Genomic DNA, 19,062 nt, shown 5'->3' with positions numbered 1-19,062 from the left:
ATCGAGCGCGAGTTGAGGTGGGAAGCACGGCCTGCAACAGGTAAGCGAGCAGCGCCACCCAAACGGCTGTCCTGCTCATTCGCAAATCCCTGCTGGTCCGGCAGTGGACGCGCTCGCGGCGGCTGCGTTCCCGATATGCCAGGTTGCACGTCGCCTTGGGCAGGATCAAATCAGGAATTGCTGAGCGGCGAGCCCGCGTATCAGTCTTTCGGCGCGTTGCTGTAGAGCGCCACGCCGATGCGGTCGTTGCGCCGCCACCGCACCCAAGCGCGATAGGCCGTATCGTCGGCCGGGACCTCGAGCAGGAAGCGGTCTGGGATCTCCACATCGGCGCCGATGCGCAATTCCGCACCTTGCTCGTGCTGATTTCTGACCGAGCAGCCGATCCTAACGCCGGCGGCGATGATCGTGGCTTCCTTGAGCACGAATTCGCGCGCATGAAGACGGCGCTCGGTCTCGGGAAAATTGGCCATATCCGACGGGCTCCTCAGGCAAGGCTCTCCTCGCAACCGGGCAGCACCATAGCAGCGAGGCGTTTCCGTTCCGTTAGCAATCACTGAAACGCGGAACGGCAGCTTCATAGGCCGACCGCGTTCATCGGGATCTTTCACGCCCAGAGGGTTCAACCAGAGACGATGACACCGCTCGCATGCAGCACCCAGCGGCGGCCGTCGCCGCGGAACTCGGTGAGCGACAGCGGCTCGATGTCGATCTTCCAGACCGAGGAAAGCGGCGCGCCCAGAACATGCACCATGGCCGCGCGGATCGGCAGGGCGTGCGTGAGCCCGATGGTATGACCGCTCTCGGAAGCGAGGCGCTCCATCAGCGCGGCGCCGCGCCGGGCGACGGCGGCAAGCGATTCGCCGCCATGGGGCGCCGCGTCCGCATCGGCGAACCAAGCCGCCATGCCTTCCGGATCCTCTGCCTGCACCTCCTCGAAGCCTTTGCCGGCCCAGCGCCCGAAGTCCTGCTCACCAAGCAGCGGCTCGACCGTCGCCTCGAGGCCGAGCGCCTCGGCCGTCTGCCGCGCGGCAAGCGCCGGACTCGTCCAGACGCGGTCGGCGCGGCGCAGCGAAACGGCCAGCGCAGCGGCGCGGTCGATGGCTTGCGGCTCCAGCCCCTCGTCACTCGGAAAGCGCCTCTTGCGCATGGACCGCGTCGCGCCGTTTGCGATCATCGTAAGGCGGGCGAGCATCCCAAAACTCCCTGGTCCAGTGAAATTTCGGCCGCGCGAAGCCGTGTTGGCCATTACATGTCGTTGACAGGCGAACGAAGTGCTGACAAGTGTTTTAGCGCTATACGGGATTGGAAGCCGGTGCGAGTCCGGCACGGTCGCGCCACTGTGATCGGCACCAGCCGAAAGTCAGGCCTTATTCCGCAGCATTGTTCGATCAACGGGACGCAGTATCCCACGGGAGGTCAATATGTCCGACACCACCTTCGCCCCCAGCTACGGTCCGGTTGCGATTCCGGTTCGCGAGCTTCTGCCCTGGGCCATCTTCGCCGGCCTGCTGTTGATGCTGGCGATCTATTTCGTCGGGGCGGAAGAAGGCGCGACGTCGCTGATCCGCGGCACCTATGTGCACGAATTCGTGCATGACGGCCGCCACCTGCTCGGCTTCCCCTGCCACTAAGACGGGGTCAGCATCGCTGAACTCGCTTCGATTCTGGTCTAACGCGATTCCGGACGGAAAACCGGCACGCAGTTTTCCTGGAATTGCTGGGTTGGTTTAACGCTATTCCGGACGGGAAAACCGCTACGCACTTTCCCTGGAATTGCTTAGAGGGTTAACGACATGGTCGGAAAACTTTTGCTGCGCGGCATGCTTGTCGGGCTGGTTGCGGGGATTCTGGCATTCGCCTTCGCCCGCGTCTATGGCGAGCCGCAGGTCGACAAGGCGATCGCCTTCGAGGAACAGCAGGCCCAGGCGGCCGGCGAGGCGCCGCAGCCCGACATGGTCAGCCGGGTCACGCAGGCCGGCATCGGTCTCGCGACCGGCGTGCTGGTCTATGGCGCCGCCCTCGGCGGGCTGTTCTCGCTGGTCTTCGCCTATGCCTATGGCCGGCTGGGTTCGCTTGGGCCCCGTGGCACTTCGGCGCTCATAGCGCTGCTCGGCTTCCTGGCGGTGATCGTGGTGCCCAGCCTCAAATACCCGGCCAACCCGCCCGCGGTCGGCAATGCCGAGACCATCGGCTACCGCACGGAATTGTTCTTCATCATGATCGTGGTCTCGATCGCGGCGATGGTGGCGGCGGTCGGCCTAGCGCAGCGGCTGTGGACCCGGCTCGGCGCCTGGAACGCCTCGATCGTGGCTGGGCTGGCCTTCCTCGTGGTCTTCGCGCTGGTGAAGGCAGCCCTGCCCGACATCAACGAAGTACCGGAGAACTTCTCGGCGACGGTGCTGTGGCAGTTCCGCGTCGCCTCGCTCGGCATCCAGCTTGTGCTATGGACCGTCGTCGGGCTCGGCTTCGGCGCGGTTGCCGAGCGCGTGGTCGCGGCGCGCGACCAGCGCAGCCCTGCCCGCCGCTTCGCCTGAAATCCGATGCGTCGGCCGCCACGGTTCCTTGCCCTGGCGGCCATTTTCTTTTTGGCAACCGCCCTTTCGATCATGACGGCGGTAGCACCCGCCGAAGCGCATAGCGGATCCTTCGCCCCGCCTCCTCCCGGCATCCAGATCCCGAGCCTGACCCACGGCCAGATGGCCGTGATCGCGCGCTACCGCGGCGAGATCCTCGAGCTCGCCCAGCGCCAGACCGCGACCGACCCGACCTTCCGGCGGCTCTACAATCACGGCAATCTGCAATTCACCTATTGCCTCTGGGGCCTGATGCCGGGCAGCCTCGGCGACGAGGAGAGCCCCTTCAACGAATGCAGCCACGCCTACCTCGCCACCGCCAAGGCGCTGCTCACTTATATGGCGACGATGCCCTCAGCCGAACGCAACGCGAAAGCACTAATCTCCGATATCGACGCCGACATGGTGCGCAGCGGCGCGTCGTGGATCCTGTGCCAGTATAGCGGCGAGGCCTTCAGCACCGGCGCCGTCGTCGAGCCCAGATGGCGCGACATGGTCTTCCACCTGCCGAGCCTCTGCGTGCTGCTTGCCACGATGGCGGCGCTCGTCGTCGCCGCATGGTCCATCTTCGGCACGCCGCGCGCCCGCGCGGCCTAGCCGAGCGCTGCGCGCCGGCGTAAGCATCGGCAATTGTCCGGTTCCCGGATTCGCAGCCGCCAGCCATGTTCGCCCCCGAAGCCTTCGCCGTCACCGCCGCCTTGTGCAGCGCGCTGAGCTCCATGTTCCTGAGCGAGCTCAAGGGCCGCGTTCCCCTGCTCCAGCTTGCCCGCTGGCAGATGCTCGCGACCTTCGTGATGACCGGCTCGGTGTCGTTGGCGATCGGCGGCTGGCACACGATCGGACCAAGGGAGTTCTGGCTGCTTGCCGGATCGGGCTTCGCCGGCATCAGCATTGCCAGCACGACCTATTTCGCCACCATCTATTCGGTCGGCCCGCGTATCACGGCGTTGCTCTTCTCGCTTACCTCGCCTTTCGCCCTGGCGCTCGGCTATCTCGTGCTCGGCGAAACCATCAGCCGCTGGCAGGCGCTGGGCGTGGCGCTGGCGCTTGCCGGCATCGTGCTTGCCATCGGCATGCCGCGGCGGTTCCTCATGCGCGGCGACCTGGCGCCGGCGATGCCGGTCCTCACCCCTTCCACCGTGCCGGTCAGCACCGCGCCCGGCCCGCCGCTCACCGGGCGCCTGGGACCAGGCATCGTGCTCGGCGTCACGACCGCATTCGGCCAGGCGATCGGCACCCTTTTGGCGCGGCCGGCCATGGCCGCCGGCGTCGAGCCGTTCAGCGCCATGGCGCTGCGCTCGGGCCTAGCCGTGATCCTGTTCATCGCGCTCGCCGCGACGCCGTTCGGCAGGGGCAAGCGGGAGGCCGTCCGGTTCGGCACGGTCGGGCTCGCCGTGCTTTCCGCCTTCGTCGGCACCTCGCTCGGCATGTCCTGCCTGATGGCCGCGCTGCGCACCGGCAATGCCGGCATCATCTCGACGCTGTCCTCGATGACGCCGGTCATCATCCTGCCGATGTTGTGGCTGCGCAGCGGTCAGCGGCCGACCGCGGCCGCCTGGACCGGCGCGCTGCTGGCCATCGTCGGCACGGCTCTGATCAGCGTTAGGTAGATCAAACCGGCCGCCGCGAGCCCGCTGCCGTGGCGGCGACAGCAGTCGACATGCGGAACCTAGTGCGCCGCCGACCGGGCATAACGGCCGGGTGGCTGGCCGACATGACGGCTGAAGGCGGTGCTGAACGTGCTCGCCGAGCCATAACCGACTCGCGCGGCGACCTCGGCGATGTCCGCCTGCTCGCGGCGCAACAGGTCCTTCGCCAACGCCATGCGCCAGGCGAGCAGATATTCCATCGGCGGCACGCCGACGCCGCGCACGAAACGGTCGAAGAAGGCGGATCGCGAGAGCGCCGCCTCCTTCGCCAGTTCGACAATCGTCCACGGCCGCGCCGGATCGGCGTGCATCCGGCGGATCGCCTCGGCAAGCCGCGCGTCGCCCAAGCCGCGCAGCAGGCCGGCCGGCGCGTCGGGCGCCTGCGTCTGCCGCAGGGATTCTACCAGCAGGATTTCCACCAGCCGGGCAAGCACCAGGTCGCGCCCCGCATGCCGGCCAGAGGCCTCCTCGATAAGCAATTTGACCAAGGTCGACAGCCGATCGACGCCGCGGACATGCACCTGACCGGGCAGCAGCGAAACGAGCAGGCCGGAATCCTCGCCATCGAACAGGAAATAGCCGCCAAGCATGCGCAGATCCGGGGGGCCGTCCTGCTTGCCGTGACGCAGCTCTTTCGTTGCCGCCGCGGCAAGGTTGGGATCGATCAGCGTCGGAATGACCGGCTCGAAGCCCGTCATGGTGAAGCCAGGCGTGGTCGGCAAAAGGACGAAATCGCCTGCTTCCAGCGTCAAAGGCGGCTGGCCGTCCACCGCCAGCCGACAAGCTCCCTCGATGACCATGGCGAAGCTTGGATGGCCGAAATCCGCGTAGCGGACGCCCCAGCGCCCGGCACCGCTGATGCCCTTGGTGAATACGGCGCGCGGCCTGAGCAGGCCTATGACTTCGGATAGTGGATCGACCATATCCGGACTTTTGCAAACAAAATGTGGACTGTCAATTGTAGATAGTCCTGAATTTTGGCGATAAACCTTGCCGCAGTGAACACCAAGCAACAAGGACCAATCCCATGAAAACCGTCCTGATCACCGGCGCTTCCTCGGGCTACGGCCTGGAAACGGCGCGCCATTTCCTCTCGAATGGCTGGAACGTCGTTGCCACCATGCGCAGCCCCCGCGATGACGTGCTGCCGCATTCGCCGTCACTGCGCGTGCTTGCGCTCGACGTGACGGATGACAACAGCATCGCGGCGGCGGTCGAGGCGGCCGGGTCGATCGACGCGCTGATCAACAACGCGGGCATCGGCGTCGCCGGCGCTTTCGAGGCAACGCCGATGACGCATATCCGCAAGGTCTTCGAGACCAACACGTTCGGCGTCATGGCGATGACCCAGGCGGTGATCCCGCAGATGCGCGAGCGGCGCTCCGGCGTCATCGTCAACGTAACGTCGAGCGCCGCGCTTGCCCCCTTCCCGCTGGCGGCGCCCTATACCGCGAGCAAGCAGGCAATCGAAGGCTTCACGGGCTCGCTAGCGCTGGAACTCGCGCCCTTCAACGTGCTCGCCAAGCTGGTCGAACCCGGCTACGGCCCGACGACAAGGTTCTCCGCCAACACCGGCGTCAATGTCCAGGATCTCATCCCGGAGGCCTATGCCGAGTTCGCCAAGGCAATCTTCGGCAATCTCGCCAATCCGGCGATGACCGGGGCGCTGACCACCAGGGAAGCCGATGTCGCCGAAAGCGTGTGGCGGGCCGTCAACGACACGACCGGCACGCTGCGCTTTCCCGCCGGCGCCGATGCGGTCGCCCTGGCGCTGTCGGCCTGAGGGCAGCGGGCAAACGCCGGGGGTCAACGCCGGCCTCTGCAGGCGGCCGGCGGCAACCAAATGCTTGTTTTGCCGTTTATTTCAGCGGCTGCCGACACACAGCGTGGCGCCAGCCGGCTCCGTCGGCGAGATACCGCCGAGGGCGGAAAGGAGGCCGCGATGACACGGCCGGCAGTGGAGATAGGCGACAGGGTGGCTGTCATCGCCACGGTGGTCGAACGCACCGAGGACCGCGTGATGCTGAGGCTCGACGGCGACAGCCATAAATATTCGACGGTCGAGCCCAATGCCAAGGCTGGCGACAAGCTCAGACTCGAGGGCGAAGTCGTGCATGTCGACGAGGATCTCGGACGCACGACCGTGCAGGTTCTGGGGCGCGTGACCGTCGACACCAGGTCGATCGAGATGGTGACGCGACGTTGCGACCTGGACCATATCGGCTCGAACGTGCCGGGCCACCCTCGCCCACGCACCCCGCCGCGACCGCATGGGTGAGCCGGGGCTGAGCCCTGTCGTGGGACGATGGCCGTCTAATGGCGCTTGAAATACTGCACTTCGCGTTCGTGCCTTTCCGCCGCTTCGCGCGACTTGAAGGTACCTAGATTGCGGCGCTTGCCGGTTCTCGGATCGGTTTTACGCGAGTAGAGCCTGTATTCGCCGGATTTCAGCTTGCGGATCATGGCGATCTCCTTGTGGACCAGGAATCTAACCCGCTGGAGCCGTCGCGGTTCCAGGCAGGCCATCCAGCCCGCTCGCGGCCCGGCCGAAAAAAAAGCGCCGCTGTCGGTGAACCATTTCACGGACGTAAACGACCCAATGTCGGAATCCACACCGCAGCGACACGATTAAGTCGGATTATTTGCATTCAAATGACTTTGGCGACGTTATGCGGATGTCGCCGAAGTGCCGGATCTGAGGAGGGTGAGATGGTTACGGCGAAGCTTCACGGCGTTGAACTCGTCAGGGGCCAAAAGTGGACGGTGCGCGTCACCGCCTACGGCACGACACTCATATTTCCCTTCGAAGCCGAGCAATATGCTCGCTCCTATGCCGATGGCCAAGCCTACCGCCTCGGCGTCGAGGTTGTCGAGTTGAAGGACTGCGCCTGAGAGGCCGAGCCATCGATCGCCAAATGGCCTGAAGACCCGCGCACCCATATATAAGCGGCATGTCGATACTCGATACGGCGAAGCGGTGGGCGCGCAAGATCAAGCGCGATGTGGTTGCGCTCTGGATCGCCGCCCGCGATCCGCGTGTGCCCTGGTATGCAAAAGCCGCCGCGGGCGCAGTCGCCGCCTACGCGCTGAGCCCCATCGATCTTATCCCGGATTTCATCCCGATCATCGGCTACCTGGACGACCTGCTGATCGTGCCTGTCGGCATCATGCTCGCGGTCAAGCTGGTCCCGCCCGGTCTGATGCAGGAATTCCGCGAAGAGGCCGCGCGACGCGAGAAGCCGGCGAGCAAGGCCGGGCTCGCCTTCATGATCGCGCTCTGGGTGCTTGCGGCGTTGGTCCTCGCCTGGCTGTTCTGGCCGAAGCCGGCCTAGATCCTTCAGCCGGCGCAGCCGCGCATCCTGGCGGAATCTCACCCGGCAGCTAAATTAGCTGTCCCTTGTAATTTATGCAAATCAGGGTCATGCTCGCCGAGCGCGTGAAATGGCAGGCGCAATGGGTGGGTCAACAAGGGGTCAGGCGTGATGGAGTTCGCAGTCTGCTACGACCACAGCGGGTTCGATCTGGCACGGTCGCTCTTCCTCGATGTCACGGCGTTCTTCGCGCTGATGGCGCCATGGGCGGTCGCGCGGCTCATCGAGATGTCGCGCGAGGATGGCGCAGTCGGGCTACAGGCGGTCTGAGGCTCGAGCCACCGTTTTCATTGCTAAAGAGCGGTTCAGCGTTTCGCGGAAGCGCCGAACGGCTCTAACTCTTCGTGCTTATGCAATTCCGGACGGAAAAACCGTTACACATTTTTCCTGGAATTGCTCTAGCCGTCGCGGACGACCTTTCGGATCGACAGGTCGCCGAACAACGCCGAACAGTCGATCTCCTCCTGGAAGTTTGCCTGCGGGTCGAGCACCAGCCATGAAGCGTGGGTGCGAAGATCCTTCAGCCTGGCATTCTTTTGCGCGCGCGCCAGGCGCTCGGCCTCGGCAACCGAGGCCTGAAAAGCCCTTTCGGCCTTGCTATGGTGAAGGATCCTCGACATAGCGGCGGAAAACGCGCTTGCCCCGCTTTTCGTTCCGTCGAAAGCGGCGGGCCGGACGCCTCGACCCTAACGCGTTCCCGGTTCGACGGTGGCGCGGCGGAACCTCCATGCGTCACGATACCCGCGAAGGCGCATTTCTTTAAGTTTGCGCCCTGTTTCAAGCGGTATCGAGCATGAGAGCGCGCCGGATCGGCGGCTGGGGTAGCCCGGCTTGCCTTGGCGGTAAAAGAGTACGGCTCTTTGACAGACAAGCCGGGCTAAAGCGCCGACCATTGGGTTTCCTTGGGGGGAAGCCGGCGCACGGATAGAGTGTCCGTTTCCCGTTGCGCCCGCAATTGTCGCTGAGGTCCTATGCGCCAGCGCAATGGTCCGACCGGCTGGAGACGTGATGCCGCAATTCCGGACGGAAGGCTGCGGGGAAGCGCCGAGCCTAACCGCTCACACTTTTTGCTGGAATTGCTCTACGCCCGAACGCTCAAGCCCCCGTAAGACCGCCCTTTTGCAGCGCCCTCCTGACGAAAAGCTCGGCGTGCTGCGCCCATTCCGCTTCAGCGACGTCGTTCTCACGAACGGACTGCCTGAAAGCTTCCCGCAAAGCCTCGAGCTCAAAGATCGACAGCCGCTGGTTTCTTTTTTGTTTTTTTGTGCCGGCGTCCATAGTGCGTTGCCAAGAAGCGCAAGGTGAAGCCCATCGTATATGCGGCGGCCGTTCGACCCATCAACACCGTGGCCCTGACTTCTTTTGGGGGCAAATTTTGCCGCGTCTTCTGCCGCGAGGGTGCGGCTCGGCCTGCCGAATGTGGACGGGTTGCATGCCGATCCATCCGACAGGTCCGCCGCTATATGTCTCTACCTACAACGCCCGATAAAAAGACCGCCTCAGGCCAAGGCGCGGGCGGTGTGGCGCTATATCTTGCAGGTTATACGTCTTTTGGTATGGACCCGGCGCTCGATTGGTGGTTGTCTTGCTAAAATCATCCATAATTTCAGGTGGCAGCCGGCCCGCGTCTTCTCCGTCAACAGGAATGACGCGGGCTTTTGCCGCTCGGGGAGAGCCACCCTTGCCGCTGGCGAAACCAAGCCCGACCGTTCGCGAGCGCGCAAACCCGTCGCCATTAACCTTCCCCATGGGCACGGACCAAGGTCGGTGTCGCAATTGCCGTCCCTCGCCTATAATCTTGCAAGCGGGTGGGTGAGCGGGGCCGATGTTTGGGAGATATTTCAAGCGACTTGCACGAGTCTGGAGCGGGCTCTCCCTGGCCTGGCAGTTCGTGATCGCGGGCGGCATCGGCCTTCTGGCGGTGATGCTCGTGGTCGGGCTGTGGGTGACATCGCAGATCCGTGACGGCGTCCTGCACAATTCCGCCGCCACCACCGCGCTCTATGTCGACAGCGTGATCGCACCCTTGCTGCCCGATATGCGCAAGAGCCAGGAGCTCGACGACACCGTCAAGCGGGCGCTGGACGAGACGCTCGGCCAAGGCGCGCTCGGGAAACGACTAGTGTCGTTCAAACTGTGGCGGCGGGACGGCACGATCCTCTACTCGAAGGACGCGAGCCTTATTGGCATGCATATCAAGCCCAACGCCAATCTCATCGCCGCTTTCGCCGGCGATATCATGGTCAAATACAACAGGCTCGAGGACGAGGAAGATGACAAGGAGCGGTCGATGGACGTTCCGCTGCTGGAAATCTACAACCCGGTGCGCGAGCCCTGGTCGGGCGAGGTCGTCGCCGTGACCGAATTCTACGAATTGTCCGGCGACTTCGAGGAATCGCTGCACTCCGCCCTATTGTGGACGTGGCTGGTGGTGGCGGCCGCCACCGCGGCGGCGCTGGCGCTGCTCTCCGGCATCGTTTTCCGCGGCAGCCGCACCATCGTCACCCAACAGGCTGCGCTCGAGGCCAAGGTTGCCGAATTGCAGGCGGCGCTGGCGCAGAATTCGTCGCTGCGCCAGCGCGTCCAGCGCGCCTCGCGCCGCGCCACCGCCATCAACGAGCGGTATCTGCGGCGTATCGGCGCCGACCTGCATGACGGGCCGGCGCAACTGGTGGCGCTCGCCGCGCTCAGGATGGACAGCCCGGTGCTGGTCGATCCGACCACATCGAGCGCGCTGCGCGAGGCCGAGATCGCCGGCATCCACAAGACGCTCGGCGAGGCGATGCGCGAGATACGCGGCATCTGCAACGGGCTGGTGTTGCCGCAGATCGAAACGCAGGCTATCGCCGACATTTTGCGGCTGGCGGTGGCCGAGCATGAGCGGCGCACCAGCACCAAAGTGTTGCTAACCCTGCCCGAGCGCTTGCCGGAACTCGGCACATCGGAAAAGATCAGCATCTATCGCTTCGTGCAGGAAGGCCTGAACAACGCCTTCCGCCACGGCAAGGGCAAGGGCCAGCAGGTCAGAGCCACGACGAAAGGCGGCAAATTCCTGGTCGAGGTGCTGGACACCGGCCCCGGCTTCGACCCGGCCCGAAGCGAGGGCCTTGGGCTTGCCGGCCTCAGGGAACGTATCGAAAGCATAGGCGGGCAGTTCGAAACGCTGACCGGCCCGGGAGGAACCAGGCTGGTGATCACCTTGTCTGTCGAGGAGCAACCGTGAGCACATCCATCCGCATCGCAATAGTCGACGACCACCCTCTGTTTCGCGAGGGCGTGGCGCGCAGCCTCGGCGAGATAGGCGGCTTCGAACTTGTGGGCGAAGGCGCCAGCGCCGAGGACGCCGAAAGGCTGGCGCGCGCCAGCACGCCCGATATTCTTCTGCTCGACATCAGCATGCCGGGCGGCGGCCTCAACGCGCTGGCCGGCATCCTTTCAGCGATGCCCGAGCAGAAGGTCGTCATGCTCACCGTGTCGGAGACCAACGCCGACGTCGCCCAGGCGCTGAAGGCCGGCGCGCGCGGCTATGTGCTGAAAGGCGTCGGCTCCAAGGCGCTGGCCGAGATCCTGCGCGACGTCGCCGGCGGCCAAAGCTACGTATCGCCGAGCCTCTCGGCGAGGCTGCTTTCCGACCTTTTGCAGCCCACCGGCAGCAAGCCCGATCCGCTCAGCCAACTCACCGGCCGCGAGGCCGAGATCCTGAAACTTGTCGCGGAGGGCCTCAGCAACAAAGAGGTCGCCGCCCGGCTGTCGCTGCAGGAGAAGACGGTCAAGCATCACATGACCAGGGTGCTCGCCAAGCTCAACGTGCGCAACCGCACCGAGGCGGCGCTGCTGATGCATGAGGCGAGGGAAAGGAATTGAGGAATTGAGGAATTGAGGAATTGAGGAATTGGGGAATCGAAGATTTGAAGATTTGAAGAAGAAAGGGCTCCTCAATTCCCCAGATCTTCAGTTCTTCAATTCCTCAACCCTCACAGGTTCAGCAGACGCGACAGATCCTCCTCCGTCGCCTGCCGTTCGATGATGGTGCGGCCTTGCGCGTCCTTCATCTCGAAACGGCCGTTCTGGACCTGCTCCTTCATGCCGTTGCGATGGATGACGGTAACCTTGTCGCCATCGATCGAGAGTGTGTCGCCGGTTGCAGCGTTGGTGTAGCTGTTCTTGCCGCCAGGATCGGTATTGCCCTTGCCGCTGTTGTTGCCCGGCCCGGCATTAGGGTTGCCGCCGCCGGCATTGGGATTGCCGCCGCCGGCATTGGAGTTGCCGCCGCCGGCATTGCTGTTGCCGGAATTGCCGCCGGCATTGCTATTGCCGGAATTCGAGCCGCCGGCGGAACCCGAATTGCCGCCACTGCCGTTGCCGCCATTACCACCGTTATTGCCGTTGCCGGCATCGGCCGTGGCTACGGCAATCCTCGGTGTACCCTCAAAGATGACGTGCCAGGGCGCAACGGTCAGCGCCAGCGCGCTGGAGGCACGCAGTATGAACCAGCCTGTGCTGAATGCCCGGGTCGCTCTCATCAGCCTTAGTTGGGCGTAACCAATGGCGGCGCGTCGCCATTGTCCTCGCCCTGATCGTCATTGTCATCGACAGTTTCGCCATGATCGTGTTCGGCGCCGTCGTCGCCGCCATCGTGATCATCGCCCTGGCCGTCGTGGTCACCGCCATCGTGGTCGCCACCCTGACCGTCATGGTCGCCGCCGTCATGATCGCCACCATCGTGGTCGCCGCCGTCGTGACCGCCGTCGCCGCCACCACCATGGCCACCCTCGCCGCCGCCACCACCACCTTCGCCCTCTGCATAGGCGGCGGATGGAACCAACTTGGCGCCGTCGAGCGTCAGGTGATAAGGCGTGACGGTGAGCGCCAGCGCGGTCGAAGCGCGCAAGGCGAGCCAGACGAGCTTGCTGAAAGGAATGTTTTGCATCTTCTCTCCTCGTTCCGGTTCCATCTCGGCATGGCCGAAGTTCCGCTCGCGGCATAGCCGAGGCGGAACCGGTGTCTTGAAGAATTCATATCCGGCGGGGCGACGAAAGCGGCCCACGACCCATGCCCCGGCCAGTCGGACCATTTCCGGCGCCATGGCTGACCAATGTCGCAACGACAGGTTCTACCGCGCAAAAAATTACCCCCGCACGAAGGCGGGGGTAAGGTGAGTAGCCAAGTTCTACCGCAAGACGATCAGGACCGCAGAGACGAAGCAAAAGGTGGCAACCTGATTTTGCAGCGCTGACCTTCGGTCCCTTAAGATCTAATCCCGATAAAACCTCGCTCTCACAAACTCTGTCTCACAAATTCTTCAGGCGATTGAGATCGGCCATGGTGGCTTTTCGGTCGACGATGGTGCGTCCGTACTTGTCTTCCATCCTGAACCGGCCGTTCTCGATCCTCTCCTTCATTCCATTGCGGTGCGTGACCTGGATTCTGTTGCGTGTGGCCTCGACCTTGTCGCCGGTTACAGCGTTGACGTGATTATCGACATCGGCGGCGCTTGCCGCGCTCGCGCTGCTGTTGCCATTGTCGCTGTTGCCGCCACTATTGCCGTTGCTGTTTCCGCTGTTCCCGTTGCCGTTACCGTTGTTTCCGCCGCCGCTGTTGCCGCCGTTTCCGCCGCCGTTCCCGTTTCCACCGCCGCCACCGTTACCACCGCCGCCGCCACCTTTGCCGGCATAGGCCTTGGTCACGACGAGACCGTCGGTGGAGAAACTGAGAGGTGTGACGACAAACGCCAACGCAGCCAGCGCTGGCAAGACTAGCCTGCAGCCCCCGCGCGATGCGCGCATTCCGTTCTCCCCATGCCAGCCCTTCAGCCCGTCGGCCGAACTACCCCACCGGCAATGTCGCAGCATAAGCATCCCCAATCAGCAAGGCATAAGGAAGTGGCCCACGACCCTTGTCTTGTCCACTCGGACCTATTGCAAATCTTTCATAGGACCTAAGTCTTATTTCAACGCTGGATGCGGTCGGACATTGCCGCCGCCGAGGTGTTCGGAAGATGGATTCAGGCCGGCAAAGGCATCGGCCGCCGTGCCGCAACTGCCGTGCCGAAAGCGGCGGCAATGACGGCGGCGACGCCAGCGCATTGCAAAAGGTCGAGCTTCTCATGCAGAAACAGAAAGCCGGTCAGCGCGCCACCCGCCGGCTCCAAGCAGACCAGCATGCCGTAGACCTTGGCCGGCATACGGACGAGCACCAGCATTTCCAGATAGAAGGGCAGCGCGCTGGAGAACAGGCCGACCACGGCGGCGCCCGCCATGATGTGCGGGTCGCTGAGATAGGGCTGCGCGACGTTGAAGCCGAAGGGCAGCGCCAGCACGGCGGCGATCGCCATGCCATAGGCGGAGGTGCGCACGCCGAGCTCGGCGCCGGCCTTCTGCGCGAAGACGATGTAGAGCCCCCAGCAGGCGCCGGCCGCCAGCGCCAGCGCCACGCCTGTCGGATCGAGCCCGCGGCTGATACCGGCAAAGGGCGACAAAAGCACGATGCCGACGACGGCCAGCGCCACCCAGACAAGGTCGAGCAGGCGCCTGGAGCCGAGCGTGGCGACGAACAGCGGCCCGGTGAATTCGAGCGCCACGCAGACGCCGAGCGGAATGCGCTGGAGCGCGGCATAGAACAACATGTTCATGGCGCAGACGGTGATGCCGTAAGCGGCGAGCCAGGGCAGGTTTTTGCGCGAGGGCAGCACTTTCCAGGGCCTCAGCACCGCCGCCAGCATCAGCGCGCCAATGGCGAGCCTCAGCATGGTCGTGCCTTCCGGGCCCAGAACCGGGAACAGCCCCTTGGCAAAGGCGGCGCCGACCTGCACGGAAAGCATCGCGCCGAGCAGGCCAAGCACCGGCATGGCGCCGACAGGGGCCTGTTGGTTAGCTTCCTGTGCTGCGGTCAATCCCTGGCTCCATCCCTGGTTTGGATATGGAGATAGGGCGCGGGCGCCACGCTGTCGTGAGGCAGCGGGAAGCGGATCGATGGGGCAAGGGGAGCGAGGCTTGTCGCCTTCGCCGTCCCAGGGCGGAGCAAGGAGCGAAGCGACGCTCGCAGACTCGAGGATCCATGCCGTTACGCTAAAGCGTTGCAACGATTGTAGAATTCTCCACGGCCGAACTCCGTGGCAAGGTCACGGAATGGATCCTCGGGTCAAGCCCGAGGATGACGAGCGTCAGGGCACGCCCCCTCCCCGATCCGCTGCGCGGATCGGCCTACCCCATCAACTCACCCCGCCATGGCGAGCGGCGCGGCGCTCTTGTTGGGGATCTGGATGTCGATCTCCAGCGTCGACATGGTGGCGCCGCGATCCATCGAGACCTGGAGGTAGTCCTGGTCGATCTGCACATGCCTTGCGATGACCGCCATGATCTCCTCGCGCAGGATGGAGACGAGATCCGGCTGGCCGCGGCTCTGGCGCTCATAGGCGAGCAGCAGCTGCAGCCGCTCGCGCGCTACCGGCGCGCTGGTGCGCCGCTTGAAGAGATCGAGGATGCTCATGCGGCCCTCCTTCCGAGAAGCCGGTCGAGGAAGCCCTTGCGTTCGAAGGGGACGACCACCGGCAGGTCCTCGCCTTCCAGGCGTCTTGCCGCTTCGAGATAAGCCTTTGCGGCACCATTGAGCGGTTCCGAGAGCGTGACGGGCGAGCCGAGATTGGAGGCCCGCAGCACATCCTGGCTTTCCGGGATGATGCCGAGCAGCGGCGTGGAGAGGATCTCCAGCACGTCGTCGATCGACAGCATCTCGCCGCGCGAAGCGCGCGCCGCGTCGTAGCGCGTGACCAGCACGTGCTTTTGCACCAGCTCGCCCTGCTCGGCCTTCATGGTGCGGGCGTCGAGCAGGCCGATGATGCGGTCGGAGTCGCGCACCGACGACACTTCCGGGTTGGTGACGATGACCGCCTCGTCGGCGAAGCGCATGGCGAGCTGGGCGCCGCGCTCGATGCCGGCAGGGCTGTCGCAGAAGACGTAGTCGAACACAGAACGCAGCCGGGCGATGACTTCGGCCACGCCCTCTTCGGTCAGCGCGTCCTTGTCGCGCGTCTGCGAGGCGGGCAGCAGATAGAGCGTCTCCAGCCGCTTGTCGCGGATCAGCGCCTGCGACAGCTTCGCCGAGCCCTGGATGACGTTGACGAGGTCGAACACCACGCGGCGCTCGGCGCCCATGATGAGGTCGAGGTTCCTCAGGCCGACGTCGAAATCGACCAGCGCCACCTTCTTGCCCGTCTTGGCCACGGCGGCGCCGAGCGCGGCCGTCGAGGTCGTCTTGCCGACGCCCCCCTTGCCCGATGTGACCACGACTACCTTGCCCATATATCCAGCCTCCATTGGCGGTTTTTATTCTCTGGCCGTGCGCGGCACGGCGGACTCGTTGATAACTTTGGCACGCGAAACCGGTCCGAAGCTTGCGGCCTGAAAACTCAGCCGAGCGGCACCACGCACAGCGCATCGTTGTCAAGGAAGGCCTGCACGGCCTTGCCGCGCGAGACGCCCTCCATCTCCTCGGCCGTGGTGTACCAGCCGTCGACGGCGAGCAGCTCGGCCTCGTTCTTGCGGCAGAAGATGCGCGCCGAAATATTGCCTTCGGAACCCGCGATCGCGCGGCCGCGCAAGGTGCCATAGACATGGATCGAGCCGCCGGCGACAATTTCCGAGCCGGACGCGACCGAGCCCAGCACGATCACGTCGCCATGCGGATGGAAGACCGACTGCCCGGAGCGGATCGGCGCCTTGATCATCAAAGTGCCGGCCGAAGGCGCCGGAACAGCGCCCTGCCCGGGCTTTTCCGCTTCTGCCTGGGCCGGCTCGATCCTGACTGCTTCCAGCCTCGCCAGCTCGGGGTCGACCGGTTCATCGCCGGACATCTCGATAGGAGAAACTTCCGCCTGCGCCACCTCCGTGGCCAACTGGGTCATCTGGATAGCCTGCACCCGCTCCCCTGCGGCGGTCATTTCGAGTTCTTCCGCTCGCGCCTTGCGGGCTGCCCGGCCGAGCAGTCCCTCGGCGGTCGCCTCCTTGGCGCCGGCGAGCAGAGGCGGCAAATCAGGCCCGAGCTCGGCGCCGTCCAGCTCGATGGCATAGACGCGGATGCCGCGCGAGCCGAGCACGCCGACGAGGGCGACGATCTCCTCCGGTCCCGGCTGCAGGGCGTTCAGATCCAGCACCACCGGGCGCCCGTTGAAATAGCCCGGCGAGTTGGCGATCCAGTGATCCAGCCCTTCCAGCCAGTCGGCGATCGGCGCCTCCGGCGTCAACGTGAAAGCGACGAAGGAACGGGCGCGGAAGCGGATCGATTTGTTGTGCAAAGGGGCGGCGAAGGTCACGTCCAAGCGAATCCTTACTCAATGGTTAAAGGGTGCCGGGGCAATGGTTAACAAAAGGTTAATTTTGGGGATCGGAGCCGTTAACAGCTGATGCGGCTAAGTTCTGTGGCAGCGCGGTCACAGCGCCGGCCGTGGAGCCGCCAATGAGCTGAGCCCGACCGGCCAAGCATGTGAAGCGCCTGATGTACGAAGCGATGTGCGCGGACCATCCTCTTGCTCGAGACTTTCCACTTTTCAGGAAGGAGCCGGGCATGGGCGCCGATCGGGAAAGCAGCACGCGAGCAGGCAAGACGGGTGCTGCCATGGCGGCGTTGATGTTGCTTGCAGGATGCATGACGCACCAGCCGACTGGCACGGACGCCGGACGAGCAGCATAGACCAATGGCTGACGACCGACGACGCCGACAAGGTGGTCAGCGCGATGAGCGCCAAGGGCATGATGCCGGCGACCATCGACTGCCGGTTCGCCGACACCACGCCTGGCAAGGTGGCCTACCGCTCGAAATTCACCTGGAACGCGCCCCGGCCAACACCCGCTACCACTGGGAAGTCGGCGACCCGACCTATCTCGCGAGCAAGGATGTCGCATCCAGCAGGACCGGCCCGCGGCGGGTGTTTGCGAAGACCGTGCGGGATGCGGCGAGCGGGCAGAAGGTCGGGTGCTCGATCTGGACGAGCGGTAATTAGGGAAGCGAATTGTGCCGGCCGGCGACGGACACGGCTACGATTTCCCGACTTTAAGCGCCTTCGCCTCTCTAACGAGGGACGGCCAATTCAAACCGACAAAACGGATGAGTTCGAGCGCCTGAGCTTCGGTGATGCCCGTCTGATGCATCAGCCTTTTGACGATGTCGTCAAATGTAGGCTGGCCGTTATCGTTCGCCATAAGGCATCCCCTTGGTATTCAATGGCTCTCATTTGTAACGGTTCCACTGGCCAGACAGGAAACAAAGGCGCAGAGTACGATCTCGCTGGTGCGGCGAGGACAGTCCGGCTTGACCTCTTGCTAAGTGGGTCGGGCTGTCCAGGAGACTGTCCTTGGCTGCATCACGCGAACGGAGCTTTGCTTGCAGCTGGTTCCGCACCAACTGCCTGACGTCGTACCACTCGACCCTATCTCCCATTCCCTCCGACAGTCCCACAACAAACAGTGGTTGCTATGTTGCGCGCCCCGGCCTAAGCGCAGTGATGGCAAATGAAAAATTCGACCAGCCGGTAACGATCATCGCTGATCCGGCCGGGGGGCAGGAGACAATCGGCGACGCGGCCGCCTGCCTGGACTTCCTGCTCAGAAGATGGCGCGGCAAACGCAGCGAAAAGCATCGAGCGGCCATTCAGGCCTGCGCGGATACGAATAGTGGGCGCCGTCCGGCCTCATTCGCGCGAAAGGCGTTCATAGTCGCCGCCCGCGAGGCCGCTATTCTGGTAACCTCCTAAGACTCCTCGCGCGACCTGAAATTCCTGCTTTCAATATCGATGATGTCGCCGCAATTTTCGCACTCCATCTGGGTGTGAGTGCGAATCCAGCCGACGCGTGTTTTGGCCTGGTGGTGGCACCGAGGGCATTCGACATCGATTTCGAAGTGGTCGGACTCTCGCTTTGTCATCGCAGTCCCAAGGCTGGCCTGACGCGGCATCATCCGTTGTCAGTATTCCGCTCGCGCTCGTTTTCCTGCTCCACTACCTTGCCTTTCACCTCTTTGGCAGCGAGCTTCGCCTCTTTCTTTGCCGCTTTCGCCTGATCGCGCTTGCTGCGCTCGTATCGATAGTTGGGCTTCATCGCCATGGCATTTCTCCCGCTGGATCATTGTACGGCTTGGATTTGGGTACGCCTGGGGTCGCAACCGGTCACAGGATAGAAGGCCCAAACGAAAGGTGGCGGAATATCAAATCAGCCGATTGCGGTCTGCGATCTCGCGCGCCCGCCTGATTGTCCCGTCGGTGTCCGCGAGTTTGCGCCGTGCTGCCTCGTCCTTCCTGATCGTCAGCCGCACTGACATGATATCCGAGTGCCTCACGACCGGCTTGATCGCAACCGGCGGCGCCTCGGGGGTTTTCATCGAACGCATCGGCGTTGTCCTTTCACGTAAGACGACAGCCAGGGGGTGAGGACTGCCAGCCGCCGCATCGCTTGCCTGCATGCTCGTTCTTTCGAT

At 64.2% G+C, this 19,062-nt stretch carries 29 protein-coding genes and 1 riboswitch; of the genes, 14 read left to right on the top strand and 15 right to left on the bottom strand.

Annotation, left to right across the window (positions count from 1 at the left end; genetic code table 11):
- Positions 1–200: 200 nt before the first annotated feature.
- Both FJW10_RS13435 and FJW10_RS13430 read right to left on the bottom strand, forming a co-directional pair.
- A complete protein-coding gene (locus FJW10_RS13435) occupies positions 201–581 on the bottom strand; it encodes a PilZ domain-containing protein (protein WP_348639754.1) in 381 nt (126 codons plus the stop codon).
- 41 nt (positions 582–622) lie between these two features.
- A complete protein-coding gene (locus FJW10_RS13430) occupies positions 623–1,195 on the bottom strand; it encodes a histidine phosphatase family protein (RefSeq protein ID WP_140900461.1) in 573 nt (190 codons plus the stop codon).
- An 85-nt stretch (positions 1,196–1,280) separates the two neighbouring features.
- Positions 1,281–1,424, top strand: a riboswitch (adenosylcobalamin (AdoCbl) riboswitch).
- On the opposite strand from FJW10_RS13430, the gene FJW10_RS13425 reads away from it, so the two are divergent.
- The 4 genes from FJW10_RS13425 (at position 1,425) to FJW10_RS13410 (ending at position 4,186) form a co-directional block, all read left to right on the top strand.
- Positions 1,425–1,634, top strand: coding sequence for a CbtB domain-containing protein (locus FJW10_RS13425; protein ID WP_140658443.1), 210 nt, complete (start codon positions 1,425–1,427; stop codon positions 1,632–1,634).
- A 162-nt stretch (positions 1,635–1,796) separates the two neighbouring features.
- Positions 1,797–2,537, top strand: coding sequence for a CbtA family protein (locus FJW10_RS13420; protein ID WP_140900460.1), 741 nt, complete (start codon positions 1,797–1,799; stop codon positions 2,535–2,537).
- Between the two features lie 51 nt (positions 2,538–2,588).
- Positions 2,589–3,173, top strand: a complete 585-nt coding sequence (locus tag FJW10_RS13415) for a hypothetical protein (RefSeq protein ID WP_140900459.1) — start codon at positions 2,589–2,591, stop codon at positions 3,171–3,173.
- Between the two features lie 65 nt (positions 3,174–3,238).
- A complete protein-coding gene (locus FJW10_RS13410) occupies positions 3,239–4,186 on the top strand; it encodes a DMT family transporter (protein WP_140900458.1) in 948 nt (315 codons plus the stop codon).
- Positions 4,187–4,245: 59 nt separating this feature from the next.
- On the opposite strand, the gene FJW10_RS13405 is transcribed toward FJW10_RS13410, so the two are convergent.
- Positions 4,246–5,148: an AraC family transcriptional regulator gene (locus FJW10_RS13405; RefSeq protein ID WP_140900457.1), complete on the bottom strand. Its 903-nt coding sequence runs from the start codon at positions 5,146–5,148 to the stop codon at positions 4,246–4,248.
- A 104-nt stretch (positions 5,149–5,252) separates the two neighbouring features.
- On the opposite strand from FJW10_RS13405, the gene FJW10_RS13400 reads away from it, so the two are divergent.
- Together FJW10_RS13400 and FJW10_RS13395 are read left to right on the top strand one after the other, a co-directional pair.
- Complete coding sequence (locus FJW10_RS13400) at positions 5,253–6,008, top strand: SDR family oxidoreductase (RefSeq protein WP_140900456.1); 756 nt, start codon at positions 5,253–5,255, stop codon at positions 6,006–6,008.
- 159 nt (positions 6,009–6,167) lie between these two features.
- Complete coding sequence (locus FJW10_RS13395; protein WP_140900455.1) at positions 6,168–6,503, top strand: hypothetical protein; 336 nt, start codon at positions 6,168–6,170, stop codon at positions 6,501–6,503.
- A gap of 35 nt (positions 6,504–6,538) precedes the next feature.
- Here FJW10_RS13395 and FJW10_RS13390 read toward each other — a convergent pair whose 3' ends face one another.
- On the bottom strand, positions 6,539–6,688 hold the full coding sequence (locus FJW10_RS13390; RefSeq protein ID WP_140900454.1) for a hypothetical protein: 150 nt from the start codon (positions 6,686–6,688) through the stop codon (positions 6,539–6,541).
- 246 nt (positions 6,689–6,934) lie between these two features.
- Here FJW10_RS13390 and FJW10_RS13385 point away from each other — a divergent pair, with 246 nt between their 5' ends.
- The 3 genes from FJW10_RS13385 (at position 6,935) to FJW10_RS30425 (ending at position 7,866) form a co-directional block, all read left to right on the top strand.
- Positions 6,935–7,117, top strand: a complete 183-nt coding sequence (locus FJW10_RS13385; RefSeq protein ID WP_140900453.1) for a hypothetical protein — start codon at positions 6,935–6,937, stop codon at positions 7,115–7,117.
- 59 nt (positions 7,118–7,176) lie between these two features.
- A complete protein-coding gene (locus FJW10_RS13380) occupies positions 7,177–7,557 on the top strand; it encodes a YkvA family protein (RefSeq protein ID WP_140900452.1) in 381 nt (126 codons plus the stop codon).
- A gap of 147 nt (positions 7,558–7,704) precedes the next feature.
- Positions 7,705–7,866, top strand: a complete 162-nt coding sequence (locus FJW10_RS30425; RefSeq protein ID WP_181177536.1) for a hypothetical protein — start codon at positions 7,705–7,707, stop codon at positions 7,864–7,866.
- A 128-nt stretch (positions 7,867–7,994) separates the two neighbouring features.
- Here the strand turns inward: FJW10_RS30425 and FJW10_RS13375 are convergent, their stop codons facing one another.
- Positions 7,995–8,216 carry a hypothetical protein gene (locus FJW10_RS13375; protein ID WP_140900451.1) on the bottom strand — a complete coding sequence of 74 codons (222 nt, stop codon included), beginning with the start codon at positions 8,214–8,216 and terminating at the stop codon, positions 7,995–7,997.
- 475 nt (positions 8,217–8,691) lie between these two features.
- Positions 8,692–8,874, bottom strand: coding sequence for a hypothetical protein (locus FJW10_RS13370; RefSeq protein WP_140831568.1), 183 nt, complete (start codon positions 8,872–8,874; stop codon positions 8,692–8,694).
- A gap of 547 nt (positions 8,875–9,421) precedes the next feature.
- Between FJW10_RS13370 and FJW10_RS13365 the strand changes: the two genes are divergently transcribed.
- Complete coding sequence (locus FJW10_RS13365) at positions 9,422–10,819, top strand: sensor histidine kinase (protein WP_140900450.1); 1,398 nt, start codon at positions 9,422–9,424, stop codon at positions 10,817–10,819.
- Positions 10,816–11,460, top strand: a complete 645-nt coding sequence (locus FJW10_RS13360; protein ID WP_140831564.1) for a response regulator transcription factor — start codon at positions 10,816–10,818, stop codon at positions 11,458–11,460. Before FJW10_RS13365 ends, FJW10_RS13360 begins: the two co-directional genes overlap by 4 nt.
- Before the next feature lie 110 nt (positions 11,461–11,570).
- On the opposite strand, the gene FJW10_RS13355 is transcribed toward FJW10_RS13360, so the two are convergent.
- On the bottom strand, positions 11,571–12,119 hold the full coding sequence (locus FJW10_RS13355) for a hypothetical protein (RefSeq protein WP_140900449.1): 549 nt from the start codon (positions 12,117–12,119) through the stop codon (positions 11,571–11,573).
- Here FJW10_RS13355 and FJW10_RS30420 point away from each other — a divergent pair.
- The gene (locus FJW10_RS30420; protein WP_181177520.1) at positions 12,101–12,583 is read left to right on the top strand and encodes a hypothetical protein; all 483 of its coding nucleotides are present in this window, start codon (positions 12,101–12,103) and stop codon (positions 12,581–12,583) included. The two genes, FJW10_RS13355 and FJW10_RS30420, sit on opposite strands and share 19 nt — an antisense overlap.
- A gap of 304 nt (positions 12,584–12,887) precedes the next feature.
- On the opposite strand, the gene FJW10_RS30415 is transcribed toward FJW10_RS30420, so the two are convergent.
- From FJW10_RS30415 to minC, 5 genes are all read right to left on the bottom strand, one after another.
- Entirely contained in the window at positions 12,888–13,382 is a 495-nt protein-coding gene (locus FJW10_RS30415; RefSeq protein WP_181177519.1) for a hypothetical protein, read from the bottom strand.
- 218 nt (positions 13,383–13,600) lie between these two features.
- Complete coding sequence (locus FJW10_RS13340; RefSeq protein WP_246674243.1) at positions 13,601–14,488, bottom strand: DMT family transporter; 888 nt, start codon at positions 14,486–14,488, stop codon at positions 13,601–13,603.
- A 323-nt stretch (positions 14,489–14,811) separates the two neighbouring features.
- Positions 14,812–15,084 (bottom strand): cell division topological specificity factor MinE, encoded by a 273-nt coding sequence (gene minE / locus FJW10_RS13335; RefSeq protein ID WP_140644955.1) that lies wholly within the window; start codon positions 15,082–15,084, stop codon positions 14,812–14,814.
- Positions 15,081–15,896, bottom strand: coding sequence for a septum site-determining protein MinD (gene minD / locus FJW10_RS13330; protein ID WP_140644956.1), 816 nt, complete (start codon positions 15,894–15,896; stop codon positions 15,081–15,083). Before minD ends, minE begins: the two co-directional genes overlap by 4 nt.
- A 107-nt stretch (positions 15,897–16,003) precedes the next feature.
- Entirely contained in the window at positions 16,004–16,906 is a 903-nt protein-coding gene (minC, locus tag FJW10_RS13325) for a septum site-determining protein MinC (protein WP_140831556.1), read from the bottom strand.
- A gap of 381 nt (positions 16,907–17,287) precedes the next feature.
- Between minC and FJW10_RS13320 the strand changes: the two genes are divergently transcribed.
- On the top strand, positions 17,288–17,593 hold the full coding sequence (locus FJW10_RS13320) for a hypothetical protein (RefSeq protein ID WP_140900448.1): 306 nt from the start codon (positions 17,288–17,290) through the stop codon (positions 17,591–17,593).
- A 34-nt stretch (positions 17,594–17,627) separates the two neighbouring features.
- On the opposite strand, the gene FJW10_RS30410 is transcribed toward FJW10_RS13320, so the two are convergent.
- Positions 17,628–17,792, bottom strand: a complete 165-nt coding sequence (locus tag FJW10_RS30410) for a hypothetical protein (protein ID WP_181177518.1) — start codon at positions 17,790–17,792, stop codon at positions 17,628–17,630.
- Between the two features lie 152 nt (positions 17,793–17,944).
- Between FJW10_RS30410 and FJW10_RS30765 the strand changes: the two genes are divergently transcribed.
- Positions 17,945–18,343: a DUF982 domain-containing protein gene (locus FJW10_RS30765; RefSeq protein ID WP_246674242.1), complete on the top strand. Its 399-nt coding sequence runs from the start codon at positions 17,945–17,947 to the stop codon at positions 18,341–18,343.
- Between the two features lie 199 nt (positions 18,344–18,542).
- Here FJW10_RS30765 and FJW10_RS30405 read toward each other — a convergent pair whose 3' ends face one another.
- Both FJW10_RS30405 and FJW10_RS13310 read right to left on the bottom strand, forming a co-directional pair.
- Complete coding sequence (locus FJW10_RS30405) at positions 18,543–18,692, bottom strand: hypothetical protein (RefSeq protein ID WP_181170404.1); 150 nt, start codon at positions 18,690–18,692, stop codon at positions 18,543–18,545.
- A gap of 100 nt (positions 18,693–18,792) precedes the next feature.
- Positions 18,793–18,975, bottom strand: coding sequence for a hypothetical protein (locus tag FJW10_RS13310; RefSeq protein WP_140900447.1), 183 nt, complete (start codon positions 18,973–18,975; stop codon positions 18,793–18,795).
- Between the last annotated feature and the right edge of the window lie 87 nt (positions 18,976–19,062).

This window comes from Mesorhizobium sp. B4-1-1, from assembly GCF_006439375.1.
In the GTDB taxonomy this organism is placed as follows: domain Bacteria; phylum Pseudomonadota; class Alphaproteobacteria; order Rhizobiales; family Rhizobiaceae; genus Mesorhizobium.
Note: the sequence above shows the minus strand (reverse complement) of the source record. Positions and strands in the feature narration are given on the sequence as shown.